The organism is Robinsoniella peoriensis, assembly GCF_000797495.1.
Classification (GTDB): Bacteria; Bacillota; Clostridia; order Lachnospirales; family Lachnospiraceae; genus Robinsoniella; species Robinsoniella peoriensis.
Genome location: NZ_JTGN01000006.1, coordinates 472,283 through 485,500, shown reverse-complemented (window position 1 = coordinate 485,500; position 13,218 = coordinate 472,283). Strand labels below are relative to the sequence as shown.

The following is a 13,218-nucleotide window of genomic DNA, read 5'->3' as shown; positions in this document are numbered from 1 at the left end:
ATTTGATTTTTACTTGAAACACATGAACAACTATTCATATGTTAATATAATCATATCTTTAGGAAAATGTCAATACAAAATTATTATTATCATAAAAATTTATAAATGTGACAAAAGTCACTGGTGTTTTTTAGGAGAAACGTTTATACTATAAGGTAAGAAATAAAGTAGTCGTATTCATATAAGTAAAATGAAGTATAATGAAGTATGTTTCATTTTTATGATAAGCCGGATTAAAAGGCAGAGGGGAATTAAGGTGATGTATAATGCGTAAACGTATATCGAGTATATTGTGGGGAATTTTCTGGTTGGTTCTGGGGTTAGGGATTGCAGGAAATATGTTGGGAATTTTGAATTTTTCTCTGTTTTTTAACGGATGGTGGACAATGTTTATTATTATTCCTTCTTTTTTGAGTTTGATTGAACATAAACCCAGGTCATCAAATGTGATAGGGCTGTGTATTGGCATCTTCTTTTTGCTAAGTTCATGGAATCTGCTTAGCTGGGGCATGGCCGGGCGTCTAATCTGGCCAACGATTCTTGTGGTAGCCGGTGCAGGATATCTGGTAAAGCATCAGAGAATCGGTTATCAGGAACATAAGCGGGTAGGCAGCGGTTGTGATGGAGCAGCCTGGTACGGCGGTCATAACAGCGGCAATTATCGTAAATTTGAAAATGATGGAAGAAATTCGGGATTTGGAAATAGCAGTGGACAAGGATATCAGAACAATCAAAATGAGAACTGGCGTCAGGCGCCCGGCGGACAGAATGGATACCGGGAAAGAAATGACCAGAGAAATGAATATCAGGGACAGCAGGAATACCGTGGGCAGCAGACATATCAGAGTTATAACCAACAGAATTACCAAGAGGCTCCAAATCATCAGAGGAATCAGAATTATGCCGGTGGATTTCAGGGACAGCAGTCATATCAGGGACAAAGACAGGATCCATCAGAGATACACAGCGTAGAGAAGAGCGGTGCAGTTCAGAATATGCCAAGCTTCACAGCTTTATTTTCTTCTAGAAATATAAACTATAATGGTGATATATTCGATGGCGCTTTAGTGAATGCGGTTTTTGGAGGCGTGGAACTGGATTTGAGATATGCCATTTTTGAAACGGATGTCAGAATTGATGTAATGTCTCTGTTTGGGGGTATTGAAATTAAGGTGCCAGAGTATGTCAATGTAAAGGTTGATGATACGCCTATTCTTGGCGGGGTGTCTAACAAGGCCAGATTGATGCCAGTGCCAGGAGCACCTACCATTTATATCAGGGCAACTTGTATTTTAGGAGGATTAGAAATAAAATAAAAATAACTGTCGGCGGTTGAGGCTCAACTGTCCGGCAGTTTTCTATTTACTGGAGCAATTTGGTTTACTGGAAGAGTACCTGTACAAGAAACATATAAAGCAGCGTACCGCCTCCAATGCTGATCAGAGTATTCCTTTTCCAAACATGTAAGAAGACGATGACAACCAGTGCAATCAATTCCGGTATACCAAAAGGAGCTGATATAACGGAGACATTTTTAAAACAATATACAACCAGCATACCGATAATTGCAAAAGGAAGAACTTTACCTAAATACATGATATATGCAGGGGTCTTCTTATTTCCGGGAAATAGAAGGAAAGGAAGCCCACGGATGAAAAAGGTAACACCAGCCATAATCAGAATCATTATAAAAGCCTGTGAATCAGGAATTCTCATTGCTTAGGTCACCTCGCTTTTCCAATTGTTTACGAAATACAGTCAAAAGAACAGATATGGATATCATGGATGGAATGATAAAATTACCGCTTCCAAACAGGATCAGGCAAATGACAGAGCATACCAGACCAATCAGTGCCGGAATATGATCTTTGCTTGTGAGCCATTGTTCCGTAAAAATAACGATAAACAGTGCAGTCATGACAAAGTCTATGCCCTTTGTATTAAAATCAATCATAGAGCCCAAAACCGCGCCCAGAGTACAGCCGATAATCCAATAGCAGTGATCTAATACAGAGATGAATAAATAAAACCATTCTGCATTGACTCCTTTGGGGGGAACGGCGGAACAGATCAGAGAATAGGTTTCATCTGTAAGTTCATGGATCAATAACGGTTTTTTACGTCCGACAAAACGATACTTATCAATCAGTGACAGTCCATAAAACAGATGGCGTATCTGAATCATTACCGTCATAAATGCCGTATAAAGAAAAGTAACACCACCAGCAAGCAATTCAATAGCAACATATTGCATAGAACCGGCATAGATAATGATACTCATAAAAAAAGCCCAGATAAAGGAAAAACCTTTGCTTTCCAAAAGGATTCCAAATCCCAGACCTAGAAACAGGTAGCCAGCCATAATAGGCAATGTTAGTGGAAAGGCTGCCTTCAGCGCTTTGCGTCTCATTTGTATATCTCCTTCCAGCTTTTTATCTGGGATAGTATAGCACGTTAATGTGCGAATGTCAAAATAATGTTTATATTGTCAAAATAAGATTACTAATCGATATTCAAGAGTGCACAGGTTAGAAAGGGTTTACTATTAAGAAGGAGACACTTTGCAGCTGAGATAGTGTAAGGAAAGAGAAGGTGGTGGGCAATGACAGGAGCGTGGAAGACTTACCGCAGAACTGGCATTTTCTAACCTTCTCCAGCGCTTTTTAGCGTCCGGCAGTCATTCGCTGTGAAATACGGATGGCTTTTGCAGCGCTACATCTTATCGTACACAACCTTTATATAGAAAGCGTCTTTAATCTGCTAAACTCAAAACTTAAATGTTTCCCATCCGGAGAACTTAGTGCTACAATATTGGAAGAAAAGAAAGAAAATTAAGATAAGAAAGATAAGTAAGATAAGTAAGATAAGAAAGATAAGAAAGATAAGGAGGATTATGGCTTGAAGCATTTTTATGATGATATTACAGAGTTCATTTTTGTAGAAAACGATCCTGCTCCGTCTGATATGATTTTTATTCCCGGCGGGAGTTATGGACAAATTGCGTTACATGCAGCTGATTTATATAAAGGGGGTTATGCAGACCGCATTATGGTTTCCGGGAAATTCAGTGTTTTAAAGGGAAAGTTTGCAGGAGTTGATTCACCTCTAGACTACTGTGGAATGGATTTTCAAACGGAAAGCCAGTTTCTAAGCAAAGTTTTGCAGGATGCAGGCGTGCCGGCAGTGTCAATTTATATGGAAGAAGAGGCAACCTTTACTTATGAGAATGCAATCTACTGTAGAAAGCTGGCAGAGAAGCTGGGGCTTCAGATAAACAAAGCAATCATTTCCTGCCAGGCATATCATGCAAGAAGGTGTCTGATGTATTATCAGCTTCTGTTTCCGGAAACGGTATTTTATGTATGCCCTGCTGAAACCCGGGGAATTAACAGGAATAACTGGTTTATGGAAGAAAAAAAGATTGATCAGGTGTTGGAAGAAGTAGAGCGCTGTGGCAGGCAGTTCCATAAAATTATGCATGATTTGATTGACAAATAATTTTATTTTATCCCTCCGAATTTAGGGAAGGGCCAGGGGACCTGCAATTTACAGACTAACACAAACATAGAAGGACAGGAATATCGAATTAACAGTTTCGGTGTTCCTGTTTTTTGTGTAAGGCTGTACTAATACTACAGCAAACAGTTTGTAAGGGGCTTATGGCTCACTATTCCAAATAATCGTATGAGTCATTACTTGGAATAGAGACTTCCTGCAGGATTATTATATTGGGGTTTCGCTGAGGAAGGGGACGCTTTGTAGATGGAAGTAGTGCGCGAAAAGAGAAGGGGGCGGACCATGGCAGGCGTTTGGAAGGCTTACCGCAGAACTGGCATTTTCTAACTTTCCCAGAGCGCTTTTTGGCGGCACGCGGGCATTCGCTCCGAAATCCTGATGCATTTCGCAGCTCACTGCCCGCTTAGTATCCGATGGGAGCCAGTCGAATACTATCCGCCAAAAAACACTCCGGCAAGGTAAGTAAATGCTCAGATCTGCTATACGCCTTCCAAACGCCTGCCATGGTCCGCCCCCTTCTCTTTCCGGGATGAAGTTTATTGATACAAAGCTGGTTTTCTCAGCATGGTTGGGCCCCGGGGGTGTGGCATGCTGTACGCTATTGGCATAAAGCTACTGATGTAAAGCAACTGATCTTGAGAACGGAATTTGTTTTTCATTCCGCGATTAGAAAAAGAAGTAGACGTTATCTTCTTTTATGCATAAACAGCCAAAAATATACTGCAATCCATCCAATAAAGAACAACCAGCTTCAGCCCCAGGCGTTTATCATGCTGAAAACGAATAGCATAAAGCAACTGAACTTATCACCGTAATTTGTATCTTTATTCCAGAAAAGGTGTAAACTTTCATCTTCTTTTACGCATAAACAGCCGAAACATACTGCGCTACATACAATAAAGAACAGCCAGCCACCCCCCAGGGTTCCAACCTGCTGAGAAAACCAGCTTTGTATCAACGAATGAACTGTACCCTTTGTCAAGGACATTTTAAAAAGTGGGGCACTTTTTTCGCACCTTTACTTCCAAAGTATCCTGCATACAGGTACACCTCTTTAAATGTCATGGTATTCTATGAAATTTTTTAACTATCCGTATTTTTCTGATATAATTGGCATCCAAGTTCTTCCGGTTTTTTGGCTATGACCGGATGCGCAGGTATTTTGGGAACATCCAGTGGATATTCTCCAGTGATGACAAATTTATAAAACTCATTGGGTGCAAGCTTCGCCAGATGCCATTGGTACCGCTGATTATTATAATAAGCCATGTAGTCATCAATGACAGACTGTACCTCTGCAAAGCTTACGCATTCAGCCAGTTTTGCCTTGATATGGTCCTTCATATGCCCAAAGAAACTCTCCTGGGGCGCATTGTCCCAGCAGTTGCCACGCCGGGACATGGACTGGCGCAGCTTCTTGTTATAAAGTATATGAAGAAAACTTTGGCTGGTGTAATGGCACCCCTGATCACTGTGGATGATTGTTTCTGCTTGAAGTGAGATCCCATGATCGGCCACCAGTTTATTGACCGTTTCAAGAACAAAATCCACTTCCAGGGAGTCACTGAGCACATAAGAAAGTATCTGCCTGGTAAAGGCATCCAGGATGGTTGACAGGTAGGCAAAGGATCCGCTATAGGACAGATAAGTGATATCCGTCAACAAGACTATTCTTGGTCCATAACATTCGAACTCACGGTTTAGCAGGTTGTCCGCTACATTGCTGGTCCTTAGTGCCTTTGCCATTCTTTTATATGGATTTGGGCCTCGGTATGGACAGGAGAGGTGGAACTTTTCCATCAGCCTGCGGATTTTTTTCAGGTTCATGATCACCGGCGGGGTCATATGGAGCAGTTCCATATAGATGCCCCTGGCCCCTTTGGCATAACCATGCAGCCTGTAAGCGGCCAGAACCAGATCAAAATCCTCACGGTCCTTCTGTTCCTGAAGCGAACGGACAGGAGCTGCCTTTATCCAGGCGTAATAACCGCTTCTGGAAACACCGGCTATGGAACAGAGTTCTTTGGCAGAAAGGGAATTCTCGCTTTGCCGGATCGTTTGCTGGATAATCTCAAATATACAGGAAGAGTCGTTCATAAGCAGAGCACCTACTTCCTTGTAGTCCTGAGTGAGGAAATTTTTTTTAAGAACTCAACTTCCTGTTTCAGATAATCAACCTCATGCCGAAGCTGTTTTAATTCATCCTTTTCGGATGGCGGCAGATCAGCAGCCGGGGAGACGGAGCTTTGCATCCTGTGAGGGGAATGTCCTTGGTGAAACCCGCCATATTTATCGTACTGTTCCCGAATGTGTCTGGCAATGCTCCATACCCTGCGGTCCCCAAGGACGGCAGGATCATAGCCATGATCTGCGAGGATCTGCCGCGGAATCTCCCCTAACTGGTATTCCGAGTAAAAGATCTCCTTGAACTCCCTGGTAAAGGTTAATTGGAATTTGGACACCTTGTAGGTGTAAGGATTTTGACGAAGCAGCAGCATTTGTTCATTGGTAAAAGGGTTTTTGGTCATGGTATTCCTCCTGTTCTTAGATAAGAATACCATAAGCCAAGAGAGGTGTCTAAGCCAAAAGAGGCCTCAGCAATCATCCAAGCCAGTTGTCCCAGAAACAGGGTATACCAGCAAGGCATGTCCACAATTGGGGTTCTGAAAGGTGAGGGGGTGTCCATTTATATGGAACTAATGGGAAGGGATGTCTAAAAAAATGGGAGCCCCGCTAAATGATGTGTCCACACTTATGGGTACATTATATTTTTCTTGATAGTTTAGTATAATGCTTTTGTAGACAGTGTTTTGGGGGTGGGGCTATGGAAAAGGTAATTACTATTCATGATTATTGGGATGGGCCAATTGCAGATAATTGGGGAACTTACGAGGTTCCCTTAAAAGATATTGACGGAAACGAGATCGTGATAGCAGAGTTTGCGTAATTGTCAGATTGGAATTTGTGGAGGAAAAAGATAATGGCAAAAGAAAAGGCTTCGTTTAAGGAGTTTCTAATGGCAGTTACGCCAGAACATCAAGCGTTTGTAGAGAAACTTAATAATAAACTTATTGAACAAGGGTGTGACCTTGTCATCAAGGAAGTAAAGAGCGGTTATACTGCTTCATACCAGTTAAAAAAGAAAACAGTAATGAATTGGGTTTTTAGAAAGTCGGGTATTTTGGCGCGGATTTACGGTGACAACGCCGGCAAGTATGAGGACATACTTGCTTCTCTGCCTGCTGATATGCAAAAGGAAATGACTACTTCTCGTGATTGTAAGAGACTGATTGACCCCAATGCTTGTAGTGATACCTGCGTGAAGGGTTTTGTTTATGCCTTGAATGGCGAAACACATAAAAAGTGCCGTAATGACGGAATGTTCTTTTGGTTGACAAATGAAACGGCGGAGCATATAGCGGGGCTGGTCTGTGCAGAGGTCAATGTGCGTAAATCGGCTTTATAGTCGCAGAGTAGTTAAACCCGATGAATCCCAATTTTGAGGAACAAATTTAATTTACCTTATCAATATTTAACTCGTGGTAAGTGCGTCCTAAAGTAAGGTCACGGCAGCATTATCAACAGTTCCTGTTTGTCTCTACAAACATATGGGGATTAACAGGACTAATCCTGGCACAGCTTGCGGCCGGCCTTTGTGCCACCTTTGTTACAAAATAAGAATAGTCATTAAAATTATTTCACACCGATTTCACAGCAGCCACACTTCAACTTCAACCTCGTTTTCTAAAATGTGTTTGAGAATTGTCCCGCTTTAGAAAAGGAGGTTTTATAATGAAGTTTTTAGATATGGAATGGTACTGGTGGCTGTTAATTCTTGCAGGCGCAGCGGTGATTATCCCCGCCAAGGTGAAATTTATGAAGTGGTGGAGCAGAAAGCAAAAGGAACACAAGGACAGCAGAAGAAATCGGTGGGGGGATGAAGAATGATTGCGGTAAAAGAGCTGACGTTTTCTTACAGTAAAAATAAACAGGCACTCCACGGGCTTGATTTTAAGGTGAAAACAGGAGAAATATTTGGATTTCTGGGTCCAAACGGGTCAGGTAAATCTACGACACAAAAAATACTGACCGGGATTTTAAAAGGATATGGAGGGGAGATATCTCTATTTGGAAAGGATCCGTCACTGGATCCTACTGAATTTCATCAAAAGATTGGCGTGCTTTTTGAGTTCCCATACTTATATGCCAATTTAAGTGCATTGGATAATCTGAATTACTTTGCATCATTTTATCCCAGAGAGCAGCGGCGCGATATAGGTGAACTTCTGGAAAAACTGGAATTTAAGCCGGATTATCTGAAAAAGCAGGTGTCTACTTATTCCAAAGGTATGCGTCAGCGGGTGAGTATGGCGCGTGCCTTGCTTAGTAATCCCAGGCTTTTGTTCCTGGATGAGCCTACCAGTGGACTGGATCCGGCGGGAGCTGTTTTATTTCGTAATATTATAGAAGAGGAACGCAGGAAGGGAACGACGGTATTTCTCACCACCCACAATATGCACGATGCAGATCTGCTTTGTGACAGAGTCGCATTTATTTCCAATGGAACTATCGCAGCACTTGATACGCCTAAGAAATTAAAGGAGCGTAACAGCAGTAAGGAAATTGTTGTAGAGTATCTGTATCTTGGAAAACGGGAAAGCAAGATGATTCTGCCGCCGGAGTTAGAAACCGGAATTCCGTTTCCCCATGATGAGATCATCAGCATCCACTCCAAAGAACCCACATTGGAGGATATGTTTATCCAATATACGGGAAGGGGGCTGACCTGATGGTAAACAGTTTTCTGTCTTTGCTTAAAAAAGATTTCCGAATGATGTTTTCCAGCAGGTTTTTTCTGTTGGCACTGGGATCACTGATCCTGTATACCTGTTATATCAACTTCGTCTATGTGAAGACCGACCAGGATATTTATCCGGTTTACTTATTTGAACCTATGGGAAACCAGTTCAATGCATCAGCGGATGTAACCGTGGTAAATTCAAAAGAAGAGCTGCAGAAGGTCTGCTTGGATGGGTACTCTGTGGGGATTGATGCCAGTGGAGATTCACCGGAAATCATAATGGTCAGCTCCGGAAGCAGTAAGGCAGACCATTATCGGGCTGCTTATGCCCGGTCACTGATTTCAAATACCAGTGGTAATCGTGCCGTGGTAATCGGAACCAATAATAAAGAAATGAAAAACCGCCGTGAGATCACCAGTGAGTTCTTATTTTTCGAACTGGCTGCGGTAGGTTTCCTGGGTGTTGCATCAACCTTGTTTAAAGAAAAGCAGATGGGGGTGATCCGTGTTCATAGCATTCTGCCTATAAGTAAAGCTGCATTTATAGGTTCTAAGCTGTTATTATTTTTCCTGTCCGACCTGCTATTTGCAGTATTACTGACGATTTTCAATTTAGGGATTCCTTCTGCGCTGGCTGTAATGCCGGATGTGCTGCTTCAGGTGGGGATACTTTCTACCATTATGGCTTTGGCCGGTTTCCTCTGTGCCGTATGGATTCCTGATTTTAAGCAGTTTTCATTACTCTATCTGGTGTTAGCTATATTTGTTACTACCCCGGTTTTTCTTGCAGGGCAGACAAATGTATCCTGGGGATGGATAGACTTTCATCCAATGTACCATTTGTTTATGGCTATGAAGAATGCTTATTTTAATACTCCTAACGCAAATAGCATTTATTATCTTGTATGTATCGCTGCCATTGGATTGCTGTTTTATTTTGCCCGGAGAGTTTTAAGCCGGGAAATGACAAAGGAGGGATAGAATGAACGGATTAAAATATCAGCTGAAAAATATCAGTAAAGATAAAATGTGTATCCTCTCATTTTTACTGCCGATCATTGTTGGAATTGCCATTCATTTTATATCTGCAGCAAGTTTTACGGCTGTAAATGAAATATCTTTTGGTATCATCGGAAATGATTTGCCGAAAGAAACGGTAGACTGGCTTAAAGATAGCGGAATTGTAACACCGTTTGGAAGTATTCAGGAACTAAAAGCACAGATTCTGGAGCCCTCGTCTCAAATGATTGGGGTGATGCAGAATGGAGATGGCATTCAGACGATGCTGGCAGGAGATGAACTGAGTGTCAGTGTTAAAATCGCGGATTTCCTTCCGAATCTCTATGAAAACCGCGGTTCATTTCAAGACGGGAATGTGAAAATTCTTCCAAATGCCAGTGACAGCAATGTGTTAAAATCTTTGTTGATTGTCATTACAATGGTGACGGCTATGTTTATGGGATGTACTTTTAATGCCATGAGTATCATTGGGGAAAAAGAGGATGGGGTGGCATTGATTAATGAAATACTGCCTATGACACCGACGAATTATCTGCTGCAGAAAATCCTGCTGGGGTTTGCCGGAGGCGTGGTTTCCACAATTCTGACGGCATGGGTTTGCATGCGGCCGGAGTTATCCGGGATTCCCGGGATACTGCTTCTGATCATCTTTTCTGCCTTTATTTCAGCATTGGCGGGGGTATTTATCGGGCGGATAGCAGATGGACTTATGGTAGGCATTGTGTACTTGAAAATTGTTATGATAATATTTATCGCACCGCCGATCGTCTGCTATTTGGTGGCCCCGGAAGAGAGCATAGTACGGGGGTTATCGTATCTGCTGCCGTCCAGCGCAACATTTTACGGTCTTATGGATTTGCTTCACGGCAGGATGGAAGAGGCAGGCATGAATATTGTAATTCTGCTGGTTCACAGTGTGGTATGGATTCTGATTTATCTTATTATACAGAAGGGTAAAAGTCCAAAGTTTCGGTATGTGAAATTGGGGGACTAAATGATATAGTGTTTTGTTGTTGAGTGTGATAAAATATCTTAAAGAAGATACGTTCACAAAGTTGAGTCTTTACATTTGAATGAAGTATTGTTCAATGAGATTCAGGAATAACGGAGCAGGTATATATGAACAAAAAAAATAAAAATACATTTAGAAGAATATTAACATGTCTGTCCGGTATACTGTTGATTACTATGTTATTAAATGTAATTCATACATCAGCTCTGCCGGATGTCCGTCCGAAGGTGGAGAAATGCAGGCTATTTCAGGATGGCTGGCAGCTGGAAGGAAAAGAGGGAGAAGCGGTTCATTTTCCATTTAAACTGAAAAATGAATCAGGGTACATAAAGCTTAAAAATCAGCTTCCCCAGGTGAAAGATGGAGAAAAAATAATATTTAATAATGGATATCAAACGGTAAGGGTGAATATCGGACAGGATTGTGTCTATGAATATGGTTTTGATACAAAGCCTCCTGTGGGGAATATGCTGGGGTACATTTCCTGCCAGATACCGGTATCTGCAAAGGACAGCGGTAAGGATATTACCATAGAATTAGAGCGTCCCTATAAAAATTTATCGGGAGGAGTTGGTTCGGTTAAAATAGGAACGACAGGGGCATATGTTACAGAAGTATTATACAGCAATGTAGGAAAGATTGGCTGTATCTTATTTCTTTTGTTATTTGGTATTGTGCTGCTGGTCGTTTATTCCGGGCTGTATATCAAAAAGTTTAATTATAATTTTGATTCATTTTTATATCTGGGATTATTCATGGTGATATCTTCGGTGTGGATTTGGTCCGATTCGGAATTGTCACAGCTTATGATCGGGAACAGCGTGGCCTTATGTATCCTCTCTTTTATCAGTTTTATGGCAATGCCTGTCTATATTTTATCTTTTGTAAAGAATATATGTGAAAAAAAAGGTAAATATATTGAGCAGATACAAACTGTATTATGGGTAAATATGATTGTCCAGAGTCTTCTTTACATGGGTAATATAGCTGATTTCCCGCAGATGCTGATTATTACGCATACGATGATGTTTTTGGTGATTATCATTTTGGTGGCATTTTTAATATATGAAGCGGTGAAGATGAATTCCAGGAAAGCAAAAGGGATGTTATATGCAATTCTGTGTCTGACTGTTTTTTCAATTATTGCACTGATCCGTTTCTATACGAATCCAATGGAGGATAACAGCAAGTTTTTCATATATGGACTGATCGTCTTTCTTGTTATTCTGATTTATTTAAATTATGAAGAACTGTTTCTCTATCTGAAGGAGAAGACGCAGTTTGAACTCTATGAGAAAATGGCGTATTCGGATATGATGACACAGACTTTGAACCGCATTTCCTTTGATGAATTTATGGAAGAGGAAAAAGAGAAGGATAAAAACCAGGAGCACAAAGCCCCGCTTGCATTTGTTATGCTGGATTTAAATAACCTAAAGCAGACAAATGACTTATATGGGCATAAGTCCGGTGATGATGTAATTAAAGGGGCGGCAGAATGTATTAAGCTGGAATACGGCGGTGTAGGAGATGTCTATAGAATCGGAGGTGATGAATTCCTGGTTGCGATACAGAAAGAGGATGCTGACCTGGCTGAATTGGATAGAGCACTGAAGGAACGGATTAGAATTTATAATAAAGTGCACTGCCATGACATCTCTATTGCCAGTGGATCTGCAGTCAGAGGTACCAGCAATAAAGATGCGGAAACATTGTTCAGGGAAGCAGACGAACGAATGTATTCCGACAAGCAGCAATACAAAATAAAATTATAATATGTTCTAAACTTTGTTAATAACGGTTGCGTTTTCTCCATTCATTTGGAGATATATTCATTATATTTTTAAATGCACGTGTAAAATGAAATTGATTGGCATAGCCTACCAGAGGAGAGATCTGGGCTATGGTCATATCAGTGGAACGCAGAAACTCACAGGATTTATGAATGCGGTATGTGATTAAAAATTCCTGTGGGCTTTTTTGTGTCATTTTTTTGAAAAGCTTGCTGAAATAGCTGCGGTTCAGGCTCAGATTAGCTGCCATATCCTCCACGGAAATATCTTTCATGTAATAATTCTCAATAAAATCTACCGTAGACTGTATATAAAATTTCTTGATATCATTTTTGGGAAGTGCCCTTGCGGTTTTAGAACTTTCGATCAATGCGCTAAAAAACAGATAGGTATAGCCCATAATCTCAGGGGCAGGGGAATCCGGATGGTCAATGATATAACTTAAATATGCATATACTTTCTTTTTTCCTTCTTCATTTATGGAATTGTAAACCGGTGATTCATGTGACAGACCTGCATGATTTACATATTCTTTTGCTTTTAATCCGTCAAATTCAATCCACATATATTCCCAGGGATCTTTTTCATCAGCAGTATAATGAATGACTCTGTTTGGCTCGATCAAGAATGCCTGGCCTGCATGGAGATGGTATTCTGCTTCCGATTTTTCTGTGCCGGCACGGTAAACGCCCGTACCTGAAATGATATAGTGTATCAGGTAATGGTTTCTCATCGCTGGTCCAAAGGTATGAAATGGTTCACATTGCTGGTAGCCATATTGATAAATGGTAATATCGAAAAAATCATTGCTTAAAAAAAGATAGTCGCGCATCTTTTGGCTCCTTATTTTCAGATTTTATTCTTTGTATTATATACCATTATGTGTCCTAGCGTCAACGACAGAGTATAAATGACACATAAAGGTATAAATGAAATAATACCACCGCATGTACAAGGTTTGTGTAAAGTGTTAATATAAGTCACATAGAAAAAGGCGTATTAGTCAAATTGCTGGAAATATAAGGCTGCAGACTCTATAATTCCCATAATAAGTTTGATGATATGCTGAAAGACTT

At 40.9% G+C, this 13,218-nt stretch carries 14 protein-coding genes; 9 read left to right on the top strand and 5 right to left on the bottom strand.

Annotation, left to right across the window (positions count from 1 at the left end; translation table 11 throughout):
* Window positions 1-266 precede the first annotated feature (266 nt).
* A complete protein-coding gene (locus QR40_RS29910; protein WP_052430872.1) occupies window positions 267-1,316 on the top strand; it encodes a LiaF transmembrane domain-containing protein in 1,050 nt (349 codons plus the stop codon).
* 64 nt (window positions 1,317-1,380) lie between these two features.
* Here the strand turns inward: QR40_RS29910 and QR40_RS14840 are convergent, their stop codons facing one another.
* Window positions 1,381-1,716: a branched-chain amino acid transporter permease gene (locus tag QR40_RS14840; RefSeq protein ID WP_027294828.1), complete on the bottom strand. Its 336-nt coding sequence runs from the start codon at window positions 1,714-1,716 to the stop codon at window positions 1,381-1,383.
* The gene (locus tag QR40_RS14835; RefSeq protein ID WP_052430871.1) at window positions 1,703-2,410 is read right to left on the bottom strand and encodes an AzlC family ABC transporter permease; all 708 of its coding nucleotides are present in this window, start codon (window positions 2,408-2,410) and stop codon (window positions 1,703-1,705) included. The genes QR40_RS14840 and QR40_RS14835 overlap by 14 nt, the downstream gene beginning before the upstream one ends.
* A 488-nt stretch (window positions 2,411-2,898) precedes the next feature.
* Between QR40_RS14835 and QR40_RS14830 the strand changes: the two genes are divergently transcribed.
* Window positions 2,899-3,498, top strand: a complete 600-nt coding sequence (locus QR40_RS14830) for a YdcF family protein (protein ID WP_044295773.1) — start codon at window positions 2,899-2,901, stop codon at window positions 3,496-3,498.
* A gap of 1,101 nt (window positions 3,499-4,599) precedes the next feature.
* Here QR40_RS14830 and QR40_RS14820 read toward each other — a convergent pair.
* Window positions 4,600-5,613 carry an IS3 family transposase gene (locus QR40_RS14820; RefSeq protein WP_044294260.1) on the bottom strand — a complete coding sequence of 338 codons (1,014 nt, stop codon included), beginning with the start codon at window positions 5,611-5,613 and terminating at the stop codon, window positions 4,600-4,602.
* An 11-nt stretch (window positions 5,614-5,624) separates the two neighbouring features.
* Window positions 5,625-6,044, bottom strand: coding sequence for an HTH domain-containing protein (locus tag QR40_RS14815; RefSeq protein WP_027293389.1), 420 nt, complete (start codon window positions 6,042-6,044; stop codon window positions 5,625-5,627).
* 296 nt (window positions 6,045-6,340) lie between these two features.
* Here QR40_RS14815 and QR40_RS32615 point away from each other — a divergent pair, with 296 nt between their 5' ends.
* From QR40_RS32615 to QR40_RS14790, 7 genes are all read left to right on the top strand, one after another.
* A complete protein-coding gene (locus tag QR40_RS32615) occupies window positions 6,341-6,463 on the top strand; it encodes a hypothetical protein (RefSeq protein WP_255348057.1) in 123 nt (40 codons plus the stop codon).
* Window positions 6,464-6,496: 33 nt separating this feature from the next.
* Window positions 6,497-6,982: a hypothetical protein gene (locus QR40_RS14810; RefSeq protein ID WP_044295769.1), complete on the top strand. Its 486-nt coding sequence runs from the start codon at window positions 6,497-6,499 to the stop codon at window positions 6,980-6,982.
* A gap of 326 nt (window positions 6,983-7,308) precedes the next feature.
* Window positions 7,309-7,464, top strand: coding sequence for a hypothetical protein (locus tag QR40_RS32085; protein WP_176731056.1), 156 nt, complete (start codon window positions 7,309-7,311; stop codon window positions 7,462-7,464).
* Complete coding sequence (locus tag QR40_RS14805) at window positions 7,461-8,306, top strand: ABC transporter ATP-binding protein (protein ID WP_027292383.1); 846 nt, start codon at window positions 7,461-7,463, stop codon at window positions 8,304-8,306. The genes QR40_RS32085 and QR40_RS14805 overlap by 4 nt, the downstream gene beginning before the upstream one ends.
* Window positions 8,306-9,298 (top strand): ABC transporter permease, encoded by a 993-nt coding sequence (locus QR40_RS14800; RefSeq protein WP_044295767.1) that lies wholly within the window; start codon window positions 8,306-8,308, stop codon window positions 9,296-9,298. The genes QR40_RS14805 and QR40_RS14800 overlap by 1 nt, the downstream gene beginning before the upstream one ends.
* 1 nt (window position 9,299) lies before the next feature.
* A complete protein-coding gene (locus QR40_RS14795; protein ID WP_044295765.1) occupies window positions 9,300-10,331 on the top strand; it encodes an ABC transporter permease in 1,032 nt (343 codons plus the stop codon).
* 125 nt (window positions 10,332-10,456) lie between these two features.
* Complete coding sequence (locus QR40_RS14790) at window positions 10,457-12,124, top strand: GGDEF domain-containing protein (protein ID WP_027292386.1); 1,668 nt, start codon at window positions 10,457-10,459, stop codon at window positions 12,122-12,124.
* A 16-nt stretch (window positions 12,125-12,140) separates the two neighbouring features.
* On the opposite strand, the gene QR40_RS14785 is transcribed toward QR40_RS14790, so the two are convergent.
* A complete protein-coding gene (locus QR40_RS14785) occupies window positions 12,141-12,974 on the bottom strand; it encodes an AraC family transcriptional regulator (protein ID WP_027292387.1) in 834 nt (277 codons plus the stop codon).
* Window positions 12,975-13,218: the final 244 nt, after the last annotated feature.